The sequence below is a fragment of the Brachybacterium vulturis genome (assembly GCF_043641765.1).
In the GTDB taxonomy this organism is placed as follows: domain Bacteria; phylum Actinomycetota; class Actinomycetes; order Actinomycetales; family Dermabacteraceae; genus Brachybacterium; species Brachybacterium vulturis_A.
In genome coordinates this window covers 1-20,171 of sequence record NZ_JBHZRO010000010.1, presented here as the reverse complement: position 1 = coordinate 20,171, position 20,171 = coordinate 1, and the positions used below count along the sequence as shown (strand labels likewise).

General features: G+C 70.6%; 10 protein-coding genes. All 10 read right to left on the bottom strand.

Going from position 1 to position 20,171, the window contains the following annotated elements:
* Positions 1–81: 81 nt before the first annotated feature.
* The 10 genes from ACHUEU_RS09325 to ACHUEU_RS09280 all read right to left on the bottom strand — a co-directional run bounded on the left by ACHUEU_RS09325 (position 82) and on the right by ACHUEU_RS09280 (position 19,837).
* On the bottom strand, positions 82–792 hold the full coding sequence (locus ACHUEU_RS09325) for an FHA domain-containing protein (protein ID WP_394215664.1): 711 nt from the start codon (positions 790–792) through the stop codon (positions 82–84).
* Positions 793–846: 54 nt separating this feature from the next.
* A complete protein-coding gene (locus tag ACHUEU_RS09320) occupies positions 847–2,511 on the bottom strand; it encodes a serine/threonine-protein kinase (RefSeq protein ID WP_394215663.1) in 1,665 nt (554 codons plus the stop codon).
* Positions 2,508–4,745: an FHA domain-containing protein gene (locus tag ACHUEU_RS09315; RefSeq protein WP_394215662.1), complete on the bottom strand. Its 2,238-nt coding sequence runs from the start codon at positions 4,743–4,745 to the stop codon at positions 2,508–2,510. Before ACHUEU_RS09315 ends, ACHUEU_RS09320 begins: the two co-directional genes overlap by 4 nt.
* A complete protein-coding gene (locus ACHUEU_RS09310) occupies positions 4,742–5,623 on the bottom strand; it encodes a PP2C family protein-serine/threonine phosphatase (RefSeq protein WP_394215661.1) in 882 nt (293 codons plus the stop codon). Before ACHUEU_RS09310 ends, ACHUEU_RS09315 begins: the two co-directional genes overlap by 4 nt.
* A complete protein-coding gene (locus tag ACHUEU_RS09305) occupies positions 5,620–7,410 on the bottom strand; it encodes an RDD family protein (protein ID WP_394215660.1) in 1,791 nt (596 codons plus the stop codon). Before ACHUEU_RS09305 ends, ACHUEU_RS09310 begins: the two co-directional genes overlap by 4 nt.
* The gene (locus ACHUEU_RS09300; protein ID WP_394215659.1) at positions 7,410–9,920 is read right to left on the bottom strand and encodes a transglutaminase domain-containing protein; all 2,511 of its coding nucleotides are present in this window, start codon (positions 9,918–9,920) and stop codon (positions 7,410–7,412) included. Before ACHUEU_RS09300 ends, ACHUEU_RS09305 begins: the two co-directional genes overlap by 1 nt.
* Positions 9,917–11,338 (bottom strand): DUF58 domain-containing protein, encoded by a 1,422-nt coding sequence (locus ACHUEU_RS09295; RefSeq protein WP_394215658.1) that lies wholly within the window; start codon positions 11,336–11,338, stop codon positions 9,917–9,919. The genes ACHUEU_RS09300 and ACHUEU_RS09295 overlap by 4 nt, the downstream gene beginning before the upstream one ends.
* The gene (locus ACHUEU_RS09290; protein ID WP_394215657.1) at positions 11,335–12,309 is read right to left on the bottom strand and encodes an AAA family ATPase; all 975 of its coding nucleotides are present in this window, start codon (positions 12,307–12,309) and stop codon (positions 11,335–11,337) included. Before ACHUEU_RS09290 ends, ACHUEU_RS09295 begins: the two co-directional genes overlap by 4 nt.
* A gap of 77 nt (positions 12,310–12,386) precedes the next feature.
* Positions 12,387–18,626, bottom strand: coding sequence for an Ig-like domain-containing protein (locus ACHUEU_RS09285; protein ID WP_394215656.1), 6,240 nt, complete (start codon positions 18,624–18,626; stop codon positions 12,387–12,389).
* Between the two features lie 203 nt (positions 18,627–18,829).
* Positions 18,830–19,837 (bottom strand): polyprenyl synthetase family protein, encoded by a 1,008-nt coding sequence (locus tag ACHUEU_RS09280; RefSeq protein WP_394215655.1) that lies wholly within the window; start codon positions 19,835–19,837, stop codon positions 18,830–18,832.
* Positions 19,838–20,171: the final 334 nt, after the last annotated feature.

The following is a 20,171-nucleotide window of genomic DNA, read 5'->3' as shown; positions in this document are numbered from 1 at the left end:
CGCCCCCACCGGGGCGACCCGTTCCGTCAGTGTTCGTGGTGGTCCTGGATATCCGGCCGTCCGCGAGGGAGGGCCGACGCCTCAGTCGTCGTCCGTCTGCCCGGCCTGCTCCAGCAGCGGCAGGTCCTCGGAGGTGACCAGCCGTGAGAACACCGCGTGCTCGACCAGGCGGGCGCGGCGGTTGCTGGCGAGCTTGCCGGGGCCGCCCCGCAGGCCGCGCACCCCGAGCCGGTCGAGCTTGTCGCAGACGTTGTCCAGCTTCCGGTTGAACTTCGTCAGCTGCCAGCCGAGCCGCTGCGAGGCCTGGGCCGAGGTCGGCACCGAGCTCATCCCGGACCCCTCCCGGACCAGCATCGGTTCGGCGAGCGCGAGGATCAGCAGCTTCTGGCTCGGGGTCAGCTGCACCGACCCCATGGTGGTCTCCCCCACCGGATCATCCGGGCCGGCGATCCGTGCGAACTCCGGGGAGTCCGCATGCACCGAGAGGTCATAGGTGGTGGGACCGGCCGTGAACACCACCTTGGTCACATCGAAGACCAGCGGGATCCGGGCTCCCGGTGCGAGCCACGCCTGCATCGACCCGGAGCCGTCGGTGATCGTCGCGGACAGACGCGATCCGATGTTGACCAGCCACCACATCGACTCGACCCGGACGATGGTGAGGAAGCGCCGATGGAGGAACGGGTTGTCCTCGTCGACGGTGAGGTCGGCCTCCCGGCCGATGGTCAGCTCCTCCACGTCCTCGACGCGCCACCACTGCCCGCAGAACTCGACCGAAATCGTCGACGCCATGGTCAGCCGTCCCCTCTGTCATCTCTGTCGTCGCTCATGGATGCACGGTACCTGTCACCCGGTGGACAGACACTGCTCCACCGGTGCACTGGCCAGCCCGTTCGGGTTGATCGTCCGCACCTCGACGCACGGCCCCGGCAGCTGCGGAGGGATCGGCAGGGCGATCGAATTGCGCCCGTGGACCTCTTGCCAGAGGCCGAACTCGTCCGCGTAGTTCTCCGGCATGTCCTTCCACCGGACCCGGTAGTGGTCCTCCTGGGTGACGCCTTCGGGCGGCTCCCAGGTGACTCTGACCATCCCGGTCTCGGTGCCTGCGCCAGGAGTGATGACCTGGAGTTCGATGGCCGTCGGTTCCCCGGGAGGATCCGGCTTCGAGGTCGCGACGTTGATGTCGGTGGTCGCGATCGGGGTCGGCTCGGGCACCAGGACGTGGCGCACCCCGAGGCTCGCGCCCACCCCGATCACCACGACGAGCAGCGCCGCCAGGGTGACGAAGGGCCATACCGGGGTCCTCGGCTTCTCCTCGCGCGGCTCCTCACCGGCACCGACGCCCGCGTGGGGCGGGGTGGTGGAGGGGGAGCCGAGGGCGACCGGGCGCAGCATGGTCGACTCCACCGCCCCCGGGTCACCGCCGGTGCCGTTCGGCCCCCCGGGGCGCGAGGCGTGGCCCGGGCCGGCGGGGGATCCCACAGCGGGGGCGATACCCGCATAGGGGTCCAGCGGCCGCCTCGTGCCCGGTCCGGTGACGCCCGCGGACTCCGGGTCGACGGTCGCGACCTTCCGGATCCGCGTGTGCATGTCGAGCTCGTCGTCCTCGTCGCTGTGCGCGGCTGCGGTGACGCGGTCGTCGAGCACGTCCATCTGCGTCACGGGCAGCGAGAGCGAGAGCTCCACCTGCTGCAGGCTCCGACCGAACGCCAGTGCGGTGTCGTAGCGTCCGACCTGCTCCTTCGCCATGGCGACCGAGAGCACCCGGTTCAGCTCCGCGGGCACGTCGGGCCGCTCCAGCGGCTGCAGCGGCTGGCTCTCGATGCGCTGGATGAGGTCGGAGGCGGTGTTGCGCTGTCCGCGCCGCTCGAAGGGGGTCTGTCCCGCCAGGAGCGAATAGACGGTCGCGGCCAGCGAGAACACGTCGGAGCGCACGTCCGCGCGGGGCGGATCGGCGAAGAACTCCGGCGGTGACCACGGGATGGACATCCCCTGCGAGTCCTCGATGTCGTCCCCCTGCCCGGTGGCGATGGAGATGCCGAAGTCGGTCAGCGCGGGTCGGTTGTAGTCCGTGACCAGAATGTTCGCGGGCTTGATATCACGGTGGAGGATCCCGGCGCGGTGGGCGGTCTCGACCGCGCCGGCGATCTGCACCCCGACCCGCAGTGCCTCGGCGACGGTGATCCGCTCCCGGCGGAAGCGGAGTCCGTAGTTCGGGCGCGGGCAGTACTCCATGACGATGTACGGCCGGTGGTCGTCGGAGACCTCGGCCTGATGGATCGTGACGATCGACGGATGGGTCGACATCTGGGCCATGACGTTGGCCTCGGCGTCGAACAGGCGCCGCACCGACTCGTCGAGCACAGTGGACAGCAGCACCTTGATCGCCACGCGCCGCTGCGGGCGCAACTGGCGATACAGGAACACGTCGGCGAAACCCCCGGAACCCAGCAGCTGCTCGTACTCGTAGCCGGGCAGCCGGGGCGGTCGCGACGGGGGTCTCGAACTCATACCCTCTCTCCGAACGTCAGCTGCACGCCGTCCCCGAGGTCCAGAAGATCCCCGTCGTAGAGGACCACTCCGTCCCGGGGCCGCAGGCGCACCGGCTCGAAGCCCGCCCGATGCAGGGTGGTGCCGTTGGTGGTCCCGAGGTCGAGCGCCACCACGTGCCAGCCCTCCAGCCGCAGTTCGAGATGCGAGCGGGAGATGTCCTGCTGCGGACTCGGCACGGTGACGAGCTGCGGCACGTCGTTCGCGCTGACCCGGGAGGCCCGGGGCCGGCGGCCGACGATCGCGGTGCGGTCCAGCACGAACCGCGCGCCTCCCGAGATCATCACCACGCCCAGCGGCGGCCGGGCGACGGTGCGGGTCGCGCCCTGCAGAGGTGCCCCGCAGGTGCGGCAGGCCGCCCGTTCAGGAGAGTTCGGGTGGCCGTGGGCGCAGACGAGGCCGGGCAGCGCGACGGCACTGCCGGCGGTCGGGCCCGAGCTCTCCGTCGGCGGGACCGGAGCCTGCCGGGGCGGCGGAGCAGCGGCACCGGGCTGTGTCGGGCGCGGCGGGTTCGGCGAGCCCCCGAACCGGCCCGGCACCGGATCCGGTGCCGGCATCGATGGCGGTGTCGGCGACGGACGGGAGCCCGTGTCCGGGGCGGGCGGCCGCTCTGCCATGTGGACCTGCGGGTACGCGGGCTCGGGTGCCGATGGCGCGACGGCTCGTCGCGCTGCGGTCTGGGCGATCTCCGGGGCGGTGCGACCCACTCCGGGGACCCAGTCGATGAACTCGCTGGGGGCGGAGTCGGGCTCCGGTTCCGGGGCGGGCGCGACCACGGCCTCGGGACCGGGGTCCGGGCGCGGCGCGGACGCCTCCGGGCTCGCCTCCGCGAGCTCCGGCCCGGTCGCCGCGCTCTCCGCACCTTCATCGCCGTCCTCGTCGCCGGCCCGCCGGACCGCTGCATCCTCGATGCGACGGAAGACGGTCTTGCCGAAGAGGTCGTCGTACGCCCCGGTGTTCTCGAGCTCGCTCCCGGCCGGCGCCGACGTGGAGGCACGGGGCGCCGGGTGCTGGCGCGGCGCGGGGGCGCGGCGCGGCGCGGGGGTGGGGCGGTCCTCCCGTTCGTTTTCCGCGTCCACCGGTGCGACCTGCGTGTCCGGGGAGACGAACTCCGCTGCTGCGGAGCGCCGGGCTCGCTGGGTGTCGCCGGCCTCCGGCGGCACGGGGGTCGGGACCGTGACCGGAGGTCCGGGAGCCGGAGCTGCGGGAGGCATCTCCTCCGCAGCGCTGCGGCGCGTGCGGTCGAACAGGGAGGAGCTCACGAGGCGGCGTCTGCGGGAGGCCGACGGCGGTGCCGGGTCCGCGCCGGTCGATGCGCCGGTCGATGCGCCGGCGGCGGGAGCATCAGACGTCGCCGCAGCCGGGGTCTGTGCGGAGGTGCTCGCTGCGGCAGGGGCCGCCGCCCGCGATGCCGAGGAGCCGCCTGCGAAGAGACCGTCGAACATGTTCGGCGCCGAGGACTCGGGGGTGGGGGCGGTGCTGCCGGCGGCGGGAGCGGTCGCGCCGGCACCGCTGCCGGATGCTGTCGAGGACGCTGCCGCGGGGGTGCCGGCGGCCGGTCCAGCCGCCGCCGATGCGGCAGTGCTGGCCGGCGCCGGGGCGGGGCGCTCGGCGCGGCGCTTCGTCACCTCCGGGTCCTCGATCGAGCGTCCGTCCTTCGTCACCTGTTCGGCGAGGGCGGCCCGTGCGCTCTCCTCCAGCTCGGCGGGATCGACCGTCACGTGCACGAATCCCCGCACCGGAACGATCCCCGCCTCCAGGCGGGGAGCGCCGAGTCCGTCCTCGAGCGGGAGCTCCCCGAAGGCCGTCCGGCGGACGCCCTCGAGGGTGCGCAGCACGAACGGCTCGTCGTCGGAGCCGGCGATCTGCTGGGCGCCCTCTTCGGTGTACACGGCGATGGGCGTCTTCCCCTTCACGCCGAAGACGCCGCGCGGACCGTCGTGGAAGCCGAACAGGAGCGCCGTCAGCCTGTCGGCGCTCCCGAGCTCGCCGACGTCCACCAATCGGTCCAGGAAGTCCTCCGGGGCGGGTCTCTCGCCCAGCACCGTCCAGGCCGCCTCGATGACCTGCTTGCGCAGACCGGGGACGAGCACCACCCAGGCGTTCTCCCGCAGCACCAGCGTGGCAGGCCCCTGCTTGGTCCAGGTCCCCGCGCCGAGCAGTGTCGTGTCCTCGCCGTCGCTCGTCCCGCTCATCGCCCGGTGCCGTCCTCGGTGATCCCGCGCGGGAGGGTGTCCTCATCGACCTCGAGATCGGCGCTGTCGGGTGAGGCGGATCCGTGGCCCGCCGTGTCCTCGGCGGCCAGGGACTGGCCCACCACCTCGACCGCTTCGACCACGACGACGCTGACGTTGTCGTGCCCGCCGGCGTCGAGCGCGCGGCTCACCAGGTCCCCGCAGACGGTGCGCACATCCGCAGGGCTGCGCAGCATCCGTTCGATGGCGGCGTCGTCCACCTCTCCGGTCAGGCCGTCGGAGCAGATGAGCATCCGATCACCGGCCTCGGCGGGGATCAGCCAGTAGTCGGGATCGGATTCGGGTCCGGCGCCGAGGGCGCGGGTGACCATGTGCCGGTACGGATGCACCTTGGCCTGCTCCGCCGAGATCTCTCCGCGGTCCATCAGCTCCTGGACCACCGAATGGTCGACGCTGACCTGTTCGAAGATCTCCCCGGACAGGCGGTACACGCGGGAGTCACCGAGGTTGAGCACGACCCAGTAGCCGATCCCGTCCAGGACCATCGTGGCGACGGCCGAGACCGTGGTGCCGGCGCCGAGCGTCGATTCCCCGCTGAGATCGCCGATCCGCTCCGCGGCCGAGCGGAGCGCCTCTCCCAGCTGCTCGACGGTCACGTTCTCCTGCAGCGTGAGCGTCTCGAACTCCTCCACGACGATGGCGCTGGCCACCTCGCCCGCGTTGTGCCCACCCATCCCGTCGGCGACCAGGAAGATCGGCGGGACCTCGAGGATGCTGTCCTCATTGGTGGCCCGCACGTGCCCCACATGCGTGGCAGCCGAGGAGACGACGCGGATCGTGCCGTGGAGATCCGGGTCCGACAGGGAGCGGTCGATCACTGCATCCTCTCCACGGTCACGGTCCGATCACCCAGCGTCACCTGTGCCCCGGGGGGCAGGACCGTCGGGGAGTCCGGCACCAGGTTCTCGCGGGAGCCGTCCGCGCGCAGGATGCTCGAGCCGTTCGTCGAGCCGAGGTCGGTCACGGTCACGTCCTCGCCGGTGCCGTCGATGCGCAGGTGCGTCTTGGAGACCGAGCGGGTGTCGTCCTTCATCACGAACAGCACCTCGTCGCCGGGCGCGGCCGGATTGCGCCCGATGACGACAGCCTTCTCGACGATGCGCTCACCACCGTCATCAGTGGTCAGGCGAAGCTGCGCGACCGGGGGCAGCTGCACCGCGGAGATGCGGGTCTGCTCGAGGTCGCCCAGCGGATCGTCCGCCACGGTGAGACGGGTCTGCTCGTCGACGCCGTGGTCCTCGACGTCCCAGGCATCGCCGGTGAGGTCGCTCGGGGGGTATTCGGTCCCCGGGCCGTGGGGGGCTGGCACGGCCTGCTCCGGCTGGGGCATGTGCGGCGCCCATCCCTGCGCGTCACCGCTGGGCGAGGCCGCCGGGGCGGACGGCGGCTGGCCCCAGGACGGCTGCGGCGGCGGGATCGGGTCGATCGGCGGCGGCGCCCAGCCGCCATCGGCGGGCTGCTGCGATGCGGCAGGCTCCGGCGCCGGCGGCGACGACCACGGAGCGCTCGTCATCGGAGCGTCGGCGGCCGAGGGAGCGGAGCCGCCCGAGAGGTGCGGTGCGTACGGACTCGGCGCTCCCTGCTGCTGCGCATCGCCCCAGCCGGCGGTCTCCGGCTGCGCAGGTGCGGACTGCGCGGAGTCCTTCCACGCCGCCCCGGGCTCGGCGAGCAGGTTCTCATGCGTGGACACCGCCACGGACGGGGCACCGAGGTAGTGCTCGGCCCCCGCCCGCTCGAAGTCGTCAGGACGCGGCTTCATCGGATTGCGACCGGTCCTGATATCCACCACGGTGGAGTCCACGGCCCGATCGTGGAAGCCGCGCAGATGCCGCTTCGGATCCAGGAAGATCGACAGCGCCATGACCGGTGGGACCAGCCCGTACAGCACCCAGCGGCCCGCGGAGCGCAGGAACCCCAGGGGTCCCCCCGCTGTCGTCCGGGTGAGACGCAGGCCGAGGCTCAGCTTGCCCAGTGTGAAGCCCTTGGCGCCGACCAGCCAGATCATCAGCAGCGCGTACGCCAGCGGGAGTGCGACGCCCACCCCGATCAGGACCAGCGACAGCGTGCCGGCGGTCCCCGAGGCGATCATGAGCGAGACACCGACGATCAGCGGGACCACCATCAGGGTGCTGAGCACGGCGTCGATCAGGGCGGCGAGGAGGCGCTTGAGCGGCGATGCCGGGGAGCAGCCGTCCAACGGCGGCGCCATCTCGGGCCCGGTCGAGGATGCACGGGGCGCCGCGACCGGGGAGCCCGGACCGCTGGGAGCGCCCGAGGCGTACCCGGGACCGTTGTGCTGCATCGGAGGCTGCGTGACCATCACCTGATCGTACTGTTCCCGGCTGCGGAGCGTCGTGGCGCTCGGGCTCTTCGGTGCGAGGGCATCGCGTGTGATGAGTTCGACGCCCTCGTCCTGCGGGGCCGCCCCGTCCTCGCGCCCGAGATCCCGCGATCGCTGCGCGGGCGCCTGCGACCAGGCACCGGGGGCGTCGGTGGCACGGCGCTCATAGGGCGAGGCCTGGTAGCGCGCGCCGCACTCGCCGCAGATCACCGCCCCGTCGGAGAGCAGCGTGCCGCAGGTGCTGCAGTATCGCGTCCGGCCCATCAGGCACGACCCTTCTTCGATGACGTCCGTCTCGTCGCGGTACCGCTCAGCGAGGAGCGTCGACGACGCATCGCCTCGGAGCGGCGCACCGCCTTGTCCCGGGCCCGGGCCCGGGCCCGGATCCGCTTCTTCGCGCTGCGGCGATCCGCGGACCGCCGGCGGAAGGAACGCAGCGACAGCGCCGCGAGCAGCCGCCTGTGCCACGCCACCGCAGCGGACATGCTGCGCCGCGCCGCCATGACCCGGGCCCAGTACTCCTCGGCCGCCGCCTCCGGGAGATCATCCGGCCCGAACGCGGCACGATCGGCACGGACCGCGAGGCTCGCCGCACCCATCGTCGGGAGGTCAGCATCCAGGCGGGCGGCCATCTCCGTCCTGGTCGACAAGGGATCCGGGGCGCGCCCCATATCGGCCAGCAGATCGAGGATCTCCTGCCAGCCGCCGTCGATCCGGGCCGGCGGCGTGCCCCGCGTGCGACGTCGTCCTCGGCGCATCCCCTTGGCGACGATCACGGCGAGCGCCGCGAACAGGAGCACCACGACCGGGATCAGCCCGACCCCGACGTACACCACCCACGGGGTGGGCTCGGGGAGGTCCTCCTCCTCCTCGTCGGAGTCCTGGCTCATCGCGCCGGGCGGAGGGCTCGGCGGCTCGGCGGGCGGAGGCGGCGGCTGGGCGACCTGTGGAAGCGGCTTCTCCACCTCCTTGGGCTCGGGCTGGGTCGGGTCCTCGTCCTCATCGGGCGCGGGGTCGAAGCGCACCCAGCCGATGCCCTCGAAGGACACCTCGACCCAGGCGGTGACATCGTCACCGGTGATCGTGACGGTCCCCTCCTGGCCCTCGGGGACCTCGAAGCCCATCACCACGCGGGCGGGGATGTCGATCGAGCGGGCCAGGACCGCGAGCAGGGCGGCGTACTGCTCCTCGTCGCCGATCCGTCCCAGCGGCTGGGCGTCGGGGGCGTCCTTGTCGAAGCCGACCTCCTCCATCATCGCCAGCAGGCGACTGGCACCGTGGCCGGACATCGAGGCGGTGTCCTCCTCGAGCCCGTGCGAGTAGTAGGCGTCGGTCTTCACCGCGCGCGAGAGGTTCTGGAACCGTGCGAAATCGGATTCGGAGTTCGCCGACCATTCCTCGGCGTACTGCACGAAGGCATCGACCGGTGCGTTGTCCGGCAGGGCGAGGTCGGAGAACGTCGCCGTGCGCTGCTGCTCGGCCGTGAGCTCGGTGTACGGCTCGTAGAAGAGCTCGTAGGTGTCCCCCGCCCGCACTCCGCGAGAGTTGACCAGGGTCTGCGAACGCTGGTTCAGGTAGAGGTTCTCGGCGGTGATGCTCGAGCGTTCCGGGGACATGTCCTCGAGGTCGATGCGGTGGGTGCGCGTGCCGACCGTGGGCATCCACACCCCGGTGTAATCGCCGATGGTCACCATCGAGGTCTGCTCGGCCGCGCTGCCCTCGTGCAGGTCGACCCCCGAGGCGGTGCGCAGGAACGTGCCCGAGTCGCTGCCCGTGTCGGTGCTGCTGGCGACGTTGTAGACCTGCAGGTCCCACTGGTCCATGGTGGCGAGGCGGATGTGCTCCCCGCCGCTCATGCCCGAGACGGTGAACAGCTCCGCGTCCCGCTGGTCCTTGAGGTATCCGCGGAACTCCGACAGCGGCGAGACGTACTCGCGCGGGTCGAAGGGCGGAGCGATGTGGTCGCGGACCGCGTAGCGGATCGTTCCCGAGGGCGGTTCCAGCAGGGAGTGCGCGGCGACGGCACCGCCGCCGGCGAGCGCCATGACCACCGCTCCCCCGATCACACGACGACGCAGCACGGGGTTCTGCCAGGAGCCGGGACGCACCGTGTCGGAGATGATGGTCGACTGCGCATCGGCGAGCCGGGCTCCCTCGAACCTCCAGGTCAGCCACGCCACCGAGATGATCGCGTAGAGCACGCCCCGCAGCACCGGCGAGACGGCCTGGTGGGTGCCGAAGGCGATCGAGACCCCGAGCAGCGCGAGCGGGAACAGCCAGGCGATCAGGTAGCGCCGGTGGCGCATCACCGCGCTCATCCCCAGCAGCGTCAGCAGCAGCACGCTGATCCACACCACGGCGAGCACGCCCTGGGCGACGCCCACCGGCGGCGCCACGGTCAGCACCGACTTCCAGCTCGTCACGGGTGCCGCGAGCAGCTCCCACAGCGCACCGGGGCTGGGGATGATCCCCCAGATCGCTCGCGTCGGCGCCGCGAACATCGGCCCGAACAGGAAGTGGACCAGCAGCACCAGCGGGGTGATCCGCAGCGGACCCCAGCGCCAGCGCGCACCGATGAGGGCGATCAGGGTGCCGAACACCAGCGCCATGATCCCGGTCAGCAGGTATTGGATCCCGCCGTAGACGTGGTGGAAGCCCAGCATGGCGAGGACGAACAGTGCGGCGAGCGCCGTGATGTCCAGGGCACGACGGCCGTGGGAGACGGTCGAGAAGTAGCTGGGCGGGCGCTGGTCCGCGGCTCTCGTGCTGCTCATCGACCCACCGCCCGCAGCGCCTTGGCCAGGGTGTCGAGGGAGCCCAGGGTCACCACGTCGAGTCCACCGATCGCGGACCGCGTCACCTCTGCTCCGTCGACGCAGCGGATCGCGACGGCCATCACTCCGATCGGCAGCTGGTGGGCGGCGGAGTTCAGCTCCCGTGCCGTGGTGTGCGAGCCGACGACCATCATCACCGCGGAGGCATTGGGGGCGAGGTCCGCGGCCTTCTGGCCGAGCTCGTGGAAGGGGACCCGCTCCTTGAGCTGCTCGACGACGGTGTAATCGTCCATCAGCTGCCGCAGGGTCCGGGTGCTCTGGCGCTCATCGAGCGTGAAGGGGGTCAGCTCCTTCTCCTCGCGGAAGGTCTGTCCCGAGATCGAGGCCGCGGTGGAGACCGCGAGCTCGAACTCGTCGACGCTGGCGAAGTGCTCGGCGAGGTTGTCCAGCGCCACCACCACGTGGGAGCGTCGGGTCTCCTCGAACTGGCGCACCATGAGCTTGCCGGTGCGGGCGGTGGTGCGCCAATGGACGTGGCGCCGGTCATCGCCGGGTGCGTAGTCGCGCAGGGCGTGGAAGGCGATGTCGGAGCTCGAGAGGTCCGAGGAGGGGGTGCCCTCGAGGTCGCGCAGGAAGCCGCTGGCCGCCTCGTCGAGCCGCACGGTGCGGGGGTGGACGAACAGCTCCTGCTCCTTCGCCCAGGTGACCTGGCGTCGCATCAGCGAGAGCGGGTCGTCGCGCACGGAGCGCACCGGGCCGACGACCAGGACGGCGCGTCGTGTGGTGGGCACGGCGAACAGCTCCTCGTGCTCGGCGTCCGCCGCCAGCCTCGGCACCATGAACTGTGCGGTCGCGGAGCCGACGGCGAGCTCGATGCGCGAGGGCAGGATCGTGCGCTGGGTGGGGTTGGCGACCTCGACCCGCCCGACCGCACGGGTGCCCACCACCACGCGATGGGTCTGCAGGTCGAGGGTGACTTTGTAGGACGCCTTGCCCAGCACGAACAGCGCCGCGATCACCAGTGGCACCGTGAGCGCGAAGGCGATCACGTTCAGCTCGGTGACGTGCAGGGCGAGACCGGCGACCCAGCAGGCGACGGTGACGGCGAGGACCGCCCACCCGATGGGTGAGACCACGTCGAGCACGGGATGGAGGCGTCGCAGCCACAGTTCTACCGCGCGATCGCGCAGACCGGCCAGCCCGGTGCTGGAGGCGCCGTCGGGCGCCGGGCCCTGACCGCTCGCCGCGCCAGGGGCGGAGGGCGTGCTGCCGGAGGACCGGTCGCTCCGGGCCTGGTGGCGCCGCCGACGGGAGGCCGCCCGGGCATCCGCCGTGGCGGCGCCGCGGCGCTTCTTGGCCTCGGCCTTCGCCGCCTTCGCATCGGCGGTGTCGGTGGGGAGACTGTGCGGGGAGCTCATGCCGTCTGCTGTCGCGCCTGGGGCGGTGCCACCTCGCTGAGGATCTTGGTCATGACGGTCCTGGCGGTGGTGCCCGCGAACTCGGCCTCGGGGTCGAGCACGAAACGATGCAGCCAGACCGGCTCGACCAGGTGCTTGACGTCGTCGGGGATGACGTAATGGCGTCCGTTGACCGCAGCCCACACCTTCACCGCTCGCATCAGGGCGAGCGCGCCGCGGATGGACACCCCGACCCGTACCTCGGGAGCCAGGCGGGTCTCCTCCATCAGCCGGGAGACGTATTCGAGCACCGCCGGATCGACGTGCACGGTGGAGGCCAGCTCCGTCATGTCGTTGACGGCCTGCAAGGAGATCCTCGGGGTCAGCTGGCTGCTGCGGTCGCGCAGCGCGGAGCCCTGGAGGATCTGCACGCTCGAGGCGTGGTCGGGGTAGCCGATCGAGGTCTTCATCAAGAAGCGGTCCAGCTGGGCCTCGGGGAGGCGGTAGGTGCCGGCCTGCTCGATCGGGTTCTGGGTGGCGATCACCATGAACGGGTTGCCGACCTCATGGGTGACGCCGTCGACGGTGACCCGCCCCTCCTCCATCACCTCGAGCATCGCCGACTGGGTCTTGGGCGAGGCACGGTTGATCTCGTCGGCGAGCACGACGTTGGCGAAGACCGGGCCCTTGTGGAACTCGAAGGACTTGGTGTTCTGGTCGTAGATGGTCACACCGGTGACGTCGGAGGGCAGCAGGTCCGGGGTGAACTGGATACGGGTGCTGGTGCCCTGGACGGTCGCGGCGATCGAACGGGCCAAGGAGGTCTTGCCGGTGCCGGGGGCGTCCTCGAGCAGCACGTGACCGGGAGCCATCATCGATGTCAGCACCAGGCGCACCACCTCGTTCTTGCCGAGGACCGCCTGACCCACGCTCTGGACGAGCTTGTCGAAGGTCTCGGCGAACCAGTGGGCCTGTTCGGGGGTCATGCTCATGCGGGGAGTCTGCTTTCGGTGGGAGGAGCTCGGTGCGGTGTCCGTCAGGACGCGATCGGGTGCGGAGGGGCCTCGCCTCACGGACTGTAATAGGAGCCGACGTGAGTACCGTCGATGGTGACCCGGTTCGGGTTTCCCGTCGCCGGCCAGTACCCGTACCAGCGGACGGGAGTCGTCACCCTGCCATCGGCATTGGCGGTGAGGTCGAAGTTCGCCCAGCTGTCGTCGCCATCATTCGCATAGTTGACGTTGTACGTCTTGCCGGGCTCCATGTTCTCGAAGGTGATCGTGAAATAGGTGCAGCGGTTCGAGAGGCATTCGGGCTCGCCGTTCGCACTCCCCTTCGCGTCCCAGTCGGGTTCGCCGGCGGCAACTCTGGGCTTCGGCGGGGTGTACGTCTGCGCACTCCGGGTCCTGTCCACGGTCCCGGAGGTCATGGTCGTCTTCCCTCCATCAGCCGTCGTCGGGCGGGTCACGACCCGCGCCCGGATCCGGACCTTCCCGCCGGACTTCACCTGGTACGTCTTCGAGAACGAGGTGCCTGCGTCCTGCCAGTCGCCGCCGTTGATGCGGACCTGGAGCGTCTTGTTCCCCGCGCCGCCATCGCCGTTCGCAGAGGCCTTCACGGTCACCGGGCAGCTCTTCCCGTCGGTGCACTTGCCGTTCGCGGTGGAGACCGAGGGATTCGCGGGGCTCGTGTAGGGCGTGACGTCATTGGACCTCGTGGACAGATCGCTCACGCCGCCGTCGGCCTCGAAGCCGTTGCGGGCCTCGACGGTGAACCGGTAGCTCGTCCCGTTCTTCAGGCCGGAGAGGGCGACGCTGGTCGTGGACGCATCGACCGTCTTGGACCCGCCGTTCCAGCGCACCACGTACTTGGTGATCGTGGTGCCGTTGCCATTCGCCTCATTCCACTGGACCGTCGCCCTCCCGTTCGGGCCCTTGCCCTCGCCCTCGCTGGGCATGGTGGCGGAGACCCCGGTCGGAGCAGAGGGCTTCGACCAGGGAGTGACCGCGTTCGAGGATCCCGAGGTCCCGCCGCGGCCCACGGAGTTCACGCCCGTATAGGTGAAGCTGTGGGCCGAGTTCTCATCCATCTCGAGGAACGTGGTCGAGGTCTTCGACGCATCGACCGTCTGGGACGCTCCGGACGAGGCGGTGACGATGTACTGCGTGATCGGCTCGCCGTTGGCCTCGTCCTTGGTGATCGCGGGCCAGGTCACGGTGATACCACCGCCACGCGGATCGTTGACCCGTTCCGCGGTCGGGGTGCCGGCCGGCACCTTCGGCTTTCCGGCCGGATGTTCCGCCCGAGACCACTGGGACCAGTCGGAGGGCTGCTCGGCGAGGTTGCTGGCCCGGATCCGGAAGCGGTAGTCCACACCGTTGACCAGGCCGGGGAACACGGTCTGGGTGGTCCCGCCGGAGACCTCCTGCGGGGCCCTGACCTCCTGCGTGGCGGTGTTCTGCAGCTGGACCTCGTAGGTCTGGATCGCGGAGCCGCGGTTGACCGGCGGGGTCCAGGTGACCGTCAGCTGCTCGTCCCCGCGCTGCACCGACGGCGCCGCCGGCTGCTCGGGCCGCACATCCGGTCGTGCCACCGCGGAGGGTACCGACGGATCCGACGGGCCGACGTCGTTGGTCGCGACCACCTGGAAGGTGTACTCGGTATCGTTCGTCAGTCCCGTGAGGGTGCACGATGTGGAGGCGCACTCCTGCGTCACCGCAGGACCGCTCGCGGAGGAGACGGTGTATCCCGTGATCGGGGCACCGTTGTCCACCCCGGCGTTGAAGGTCAGCTCCACGAATCCGTCGCCGACCTCCCCGATCCGCGGCGCCGCGGGCGGCTCCGGATGCCCGCGCACGGTCACCCGCACCTCACCGGAGACCTCCCGCTCCGGATCCTCGGTGTCATCCAGAACCGTGTACTGGGCGGTGAGAATGCCGTGGAAGTCCTCGGCCGGAGTGATCGTGATCTGGTCCCCGGTCGGGGAGACCTCTCCCTCGCCGGAGACCAGTGACGCACTGGTCAGGGTCCGGTCGCCGCCCGGGAAGGGGTTCGAGTCGTTGGCGAGCACATCGACCTTCTCGGTCCGGCCCGCGTCGATCGCCACGTCGTCCAGGGTGGTGGAGATCTCGGGGCGCTGCGATCCGCCGACGGTGAGCTGGACGGTGGCCGGGACGGCGGGGTTGGTGCCGTCGGAGACGCTGACCGGCACCTCGAGCGTGCCGCCTTTGGTGGCCTTCGAGGTCGCGGTCGCCGTCAGCGTCGATCCCTCGAGCCCGACCGTGACCTCCGGGGTCGCCTCGAACTCACCCAGGGCATAGTCCAGGGTCTCGCCCTCCGGATCCTCGGCGCCCTCGGAGAGGTCGACGGCGGTGGCGGGACCGCCCTGCTCGACCATGAGCTGCGCGCCCTGGAAGGTCGGCGGGAGGTTCGTCTCCTCGGGCGCGACCTCGACGGGGATCGCGAGGGTCGCCGTGGCTGCCGAAGGGTCTCCGACGGCGCCGTCGGTGACCTCGACGGTGATCGTGTCGTTGCCGGAGAAGCCCTCGGCCGGGCGATAGACCAGTGTGGTTTCGTCCTGGACCAGCTGGCTGCCGTCGCTGTGCTGCGCGGAGACCAGACCGGGGTCGGTGATCTGCACGGACTCCGCGCCGGGACGGACCCGCACGTTGTTGGGGTCAGCGAGGTCGATGCTCCCTTCGGAGCCGGCCTGGACCCTCAGCGGCGGGCCCACCCAGACCGGGGCCTGCTTCGCGGTGCCGGGGACCCAGATGTAGCCGGCCGATTCCAGATCGTCGATGTCGGTGATGAGGTAGCGGATCCGCTGCTGTTCCTCCTGCGGCACGATCCGGATGGTCCCGTCCTCACGCAGCTCTGCCCCGTCGGAGGTGCCGTCGAGCTCGAGCTCGAGGTCGTTGGTGCTGCCGTCGGGATCCGAGTCGTTGGCCAGCACGTCGACATCGATGAACTGCGTCTCCGGATCCATGACGTCCGCCGCTTTGACGAAATCGTCCCGGGCCACCGGTGAACGCAGCGGTGCGTTGCTCGCCACCTTGATGGTGGCGGTCGCGGAGCTCTTCAGCTGACCGTCCGTCGCGGAGTACAGCACCGTATGGGTGCCGGACTCCGAGGGGGTGACGACGGTGAGGTAGCCGTCCTCCTCCCCCTCGCCGGGCGGGATCTCCTTGATCTCGGTCATCGCCTCGACATCACTGCGGACGATCCCGAGATGGTCGCCCTCGGGGTCGGTGTCGTTGTCGAGCACCGGGATCTGCACCTCGCGGTCGGGGCGCACCTCCACGACGTCATCGACCGCATAGGGGGCCTGGTTCGCCTCGTTCGGCGCGGCCACCCCCACCAGCACTTCTGCGATCCCGATCGCACCGTGGCGGTCCATCACCTGGTAACGGAACTGATCGGTGCCGCGTGAGTCGTCGTAGGGCAGGTATTCGATCCATTCCCCGTTCGCGCTGACGATCTCACCGAGCTCGGGCATCGGGCTGGCGATCCCGGTGAGCATCACCGAGTCGCCATCGGGGTCGATGCCGGTCGTGGACACCGGGATCCGCACCGAGGTCCCGGCCACGGTCCGAGCGGTGAGGTTCTTGGGCTGGGGGGCGGTGTTCTCCGCGTCCCGGGGCACGATCGTGATGTACGCCAGTGCGGAGCCGGTCCGGCCCGTCTCGTCGACCACCTGGTACTGTACGACCGCTTCGCCGCTGGCGTCGTCATCGGCACGGAACCGGAGCTGGTCCTGGTTCGGTTCGGTGTGGCCGAGATCCTCGGCACGGGAGGTCCCCATCTCGCTGCCGAGGTGCATATCGGAGCCGGTGGGCGAGATGTCGTTCGCGATCACGTCGATGTTGACCATGTCCCCGGCGCGCACCACCGCCCGGTCCGGCACCGCCTCGGGATTCGCGAACTGGGTGTCGGTGCTGACGACCATCACCCGGATCGTGCCGGTGGTGGTCCCCGAGGAGTTCGCGACCTCGTAGGAGACCGGGACCGGTTCGTCGGTGACCGTCGCCCCGGGCTCCGCCTCCACCCGGACGAGGTGGTGGTTCACGACGGTGGCCTTCAGCCCGCTCCCGGCGGGGACATCGATCGAGTTGACGACGAGCACGCCTCCGGTGGGGTCGACGTCGTTCTCCAGCGGATCCAGCAGCGTGTCGGCGCCGGTGGTGACGGTGCCCATGTCATCGACCGCGACGGGCTTCAGCTCATCCGTCGTGGGCTCGACGACGTCCACCCGCACCAGGCCGAGCGACGCGGTGCTGGCGCCGCTCGCTGCGACCGTGTACTCGAGGTAGTAGGTGCCCGGGGTGCTCCCGGTGATCTCGATGGTCCCGGCCTCCAGCGCAGGCTCGGCCTCCAGCCCCTCGGTCTCGCTCACGCTGAGCAGTTCGAGGTTTCCCCCATTGGGGTTGAGATCGTTGACCAGCGGCTTGATGGTGGTGCTGCGGCCGGCGACGACGCTGGCATGATCCGCCGTGGTGATCGGCGCGAGGTCCGACTCGGTCACGGACTCGATCTCGACGATGCCCTCCGCGGCGAGGCCGTTCTCGTCGCGGAAGGTGAGCTGGATCTGTTTGGTGCCCGGGGCCAGGCCGGCGTCGTTGAAGGTGATCAGCCCATCAGGGCGGAAGGTGACCAGGTCCTCGGGCGGGACGGTGGCATTGGCGAGATAGAACGCGTCGCCGTCGGGATCCTCCCAGTACGGCAGGATGTTGAAGCTGATCTCCTCACCCGAGCGGACCTGCACCTTCGTGATGGTCTTCTCGGCAGGCTCCGGCGGCGAGTTCTCGCCCTCCGCCCGCACCTCGAGGTTCACCCTCGCGGTGTCCGTGCCGCCCCGGCCATCATCGGCCTGGTAGGTGAAGGTGCCGGTGCCGGTGGCGTCGGCGGCGACCTCGATCTGCAGCTGGGTGCCGCCGCGGATCGGGGAGACGGTGCCGATGCTCGGCTGGTCGCCCTGCACTCCGACGGTGAGGATGTCTCCGTCGGGATCGGTGTCGTTCTTCGTCACCGGCAGCACGATGCTCTTGCCGGGCCGCACGCCGAAGGTGTCCTCGTTCGCCGTCGGCGCCCGGTTCTCCTCGTCCCGCTCAGCGGCGGTGTTGGTGATCGTGGTGGTGAGGGTCTCCTTCTCCTTCTCCTCCTCCTGGCTGGTCTGGATGTCCTGGTTGATCACCCAGTTCTCCACCAGCTGCATGCTGTCCATGATCTCCCAGGACAGGCCGAACTTCTGGTCGTTCAGGACCACCAGATCCTGATTGACGCGCAGGGAGAGGTCTGCCGCACTGTCCGCCTGCGGGATGGTCTCCGCGACGGGGTCCTGGCCGTCACAGGCGCGGACGTAGCGCTTCGAGCCGCCCCAGGCTCCGTACGCGCAGCCGTCGACCTGGGCCGGCTTCACGACGTCGGTGCCGGTCCCACCGGCATCGATCTGCAGTGCCGTGCCGCCGTCGAACGGGATGCTGAACAGCGCGTCGACCGTGGAGACGACGAACGTGTCCGCGGCGGGCCCGGACTGCTGCAGCTGCGCCTTCTCCAGGGAGGCGACCCCGTAGTCGGCGAGGCTGTACTCGTCGCCCTCGGTGCCCACGCGCAGCAGCTGGTTCTCACGGTCGAGGATCACCGGCCGGTTCCCGACGGCGGAGAGCTGAATCGCCTCGGTCCTCTGCGAGACTCCGGGAACCTCGATCGGGTCCTCTGCCGTGGTGTCGCGGGTGTCCGACGCCCAGGGGTAGGTCAGCAGATTTGACCCATCCAGGACGAAGACCACGCCGTCATCCGAGACGGCGACCGGCCGCTGGCGGTTCCCGGCCTCGAGCACGGGTTCCACGGATCCGGGGCTGAAGGCCGCGGCCTGCTCCGGCGACACGATCCAGACGCGCCCGTCCGGAGCGGCCATCACGATGCGGTCTCCCCCGATCTTGACGGTCGTGCCTGCCGGCAGCTCGACCAGGCCGTTGCGGGTGACCGATGCCGTGTTGATCGGCGTGAACCCCCGGGGCCCGGTCTCCAGCACGGTGTATCCGGACTGGATGATGTCGAGGTCCTGGCCGGTCGACGACAGCCGTGCGTCGAGCTCCCCGGCGTCGACGTTCAACCGGCCGAGCAGGCCGAGCTGTTCATTGGCGACCCAGACGCCACCGTTGGAGACCTCCACGTCGGAGGAGGTCAGTCCTGGATAGCGGATCGCGAAGCCCGTCAGCACCAGCGCCACCACCGCCAGCACGGCCGAGGAGACGACGGTCAGTCGTCTCCCCGCGCGCCGTTTCGATACAGCGGTGTCGGACATGCTCATACCCCCAGGGCCTGTTCGATTCGTGGCACGGGCGCTGCCGACCTCGCTGCGTCTGCCGTCAGACGCACCCCCGAGGTCGGATCAGCCGCTTCCGGGACCTTGTACAGGGTACTCGCAGGGCGCTCAGGGCACCACGAGTCCCGGATCACGAATCCGTGAAGCCAGCGCCCGGCGCCGCGCCGTCGCTGAGGCTCGTCTGCAGTTCAGCGGCTCCGGCGCACCAGGGTGGTGGTGAAGCCCTCCAGCGCGTCCCTGACGTCCCCTGCAGGCAGTTCCGCCAGGATCGCGATCGCTTCGTCCGCTGTACGACCTGCGAGCTGCCTGGTCTCCTCGAGCGCGGGGTCCGCACGCAGCAGTGCGACCAGCTCGGCGAGGGAGGAGTCCGAGCTCAGGTCACCGTCGAGGCGCTCGACGATCTCGACGCTGCGCGCATCCGGGTGCTCCGCGGCCCGGCGCCGCACCAGGAGCGTCGGCATCGTGGGAACACCCTCGCGCAGATCGATGCCGGGTGTCTTGCCACTGGTGGCGGCGTCGCTCTCGAGGTCCAGCACATCGTCGGCGAGCTGGAACGCGACCCCGACCTTCTCCCCGTAGCGGCGCATCACCTCCGCTGTCCCCTCCGGGGCGCCGGACAGCATCGCACCGAGGCCACCGGCGAGGGCGAGCAGCGAGGCGGTCTTGTCCGAGAGGACGGAGATGTAGTGCGCGAAGGGATCGTCGCCCGCCTTGGGGCCGACCGTCTCGTGAAGCTGACCCAGGCAGAGCCGCTCGAAGGTCTCCGAATGGAGCCGCACCGCCGCGGAGCCGATCCGGGCACTGAGCCCGCTCGCCCGAGCGAACAGGAAGTCGCCGGTGAGGATGGCGACGTTGTTCCCCCACAGGGCGTGGGCGCTGTCGGTGCCGCGCCGGGTGGGAGCGGAGTCCATGACGTCGTCGTGATACAGGCTCGCCAGGTGCGTCAGCTCGACCAGGACCGCCGCGTCCTGGACGCCCTCGGCATCGAGGTCGCCCAGGGACGCGGCGAGCAGCACCAGCATGGGCCGGACGCGCTTGCCCCCGGCGTCCATCAGGTGCCGGCCCGTCCACCGCATCATGTCGTCGGAGATCGACACGGAGTCGCGCAGGTGATGCTCGATGGCGCCGAGACGCTCGAGGATGCGGTTCGCGAGGTCCTCGTCGATGTCGGGTACGCCCGGCAGCGTGGACGGCATGGCTCTCCTGGAACTCAGCGGGGCACCAAGGAGGTGCACCCAGGCTTAGATTGCGTACAGCACGAGGCGGCGGACCGCTCCGGGATCCTCCGGCACCGGCTCGCACGGCGCGACGGATCCGACAGCTGAGTCTACCGGGAGGCGATCGCATCACGATGGGCCGGAGGGCCCGAGGTGAGCGGAACGACGCACCGCGTACACCGCCGTCCGCTCAGCACGGTGCGCGGACTCGCGCAGGGCGCCGTTCTCGGGCATGAAAAAAGGGAGTGGAGGAGGCGAACACCCCGCAGGGGTTCCAGCACTCCTCCACTCCCAGTGAAGATGTCCGGCGGCG

Bases quoted from the DNA above. Each gene is read 5' to 3' on its own strand.
- ACHUEU_RS09325 (WP_394215664.1), bottom strand. From the start codon at position 792: ATGGCGTCGACGATTTCGGTCGAGTTCTGCGGGCAGTGGTGGCGCGTC.
- ACHUEU_RS09320 (WP_394215663.1), bottom strand. From the start codon at position 2,511: ATGAGTTCGAGACCCCCGTCGCGACCGCCCCGGCTGCCCGGCTACGAG.
- ACHUEU_RS09315 (WP_394215662.1), bottom strand. From the start codon at position 4,745: ATGAGCGGGACGAGCGACGGCGAGGACACGACACTGCTCGGCGCGGGG.
- ACHUEU_RS09305 (WP_394215660.1), bottom strand. From the start codon at position 7,410: ATGGGCCGGACGCGATACTGCAGCACCTGCGGCACGCTGCTCTCCGAC.
- ACHUEU_RS09300 (WP_394215659.1), bottom strand. From the start codon at position 9,920: ATGAGCAGCACGAGAGCCGCGGACCAGCGCCCGCCCAGCTACTTCTCG.
- ACHUEU_RS09295 (WP_394215658.1), bottom strand. From the start codon at position 11,338: ATGAGCTCCCCGCACAGTCTCCCCACCGACACCGCCGATGCGAAGGCG.
- ACHUEU_RS09290 (WP_394215657.1), bottom strand. From the start codon at position 12,309: ATGAGCATGACCCCCGAACAGGCCCACTGGTTCGCCGAGACCTTCGAC.
- ACHUEU_RS09285 (WP_394215656.1), bottom strand. From the start codon at position 18,626: ATGAGCATGTCCGACACCGCTGTATCGAAACGGCGCGCGGGGAGACGA.
- ACHUEU_RS09280 (WP_394215655.1), bottom strand. From the start codon at position 19,837: ATGCCGTCCACGCTGCCGGGCGTACCCGACATCGACGAGGACCTCGCG.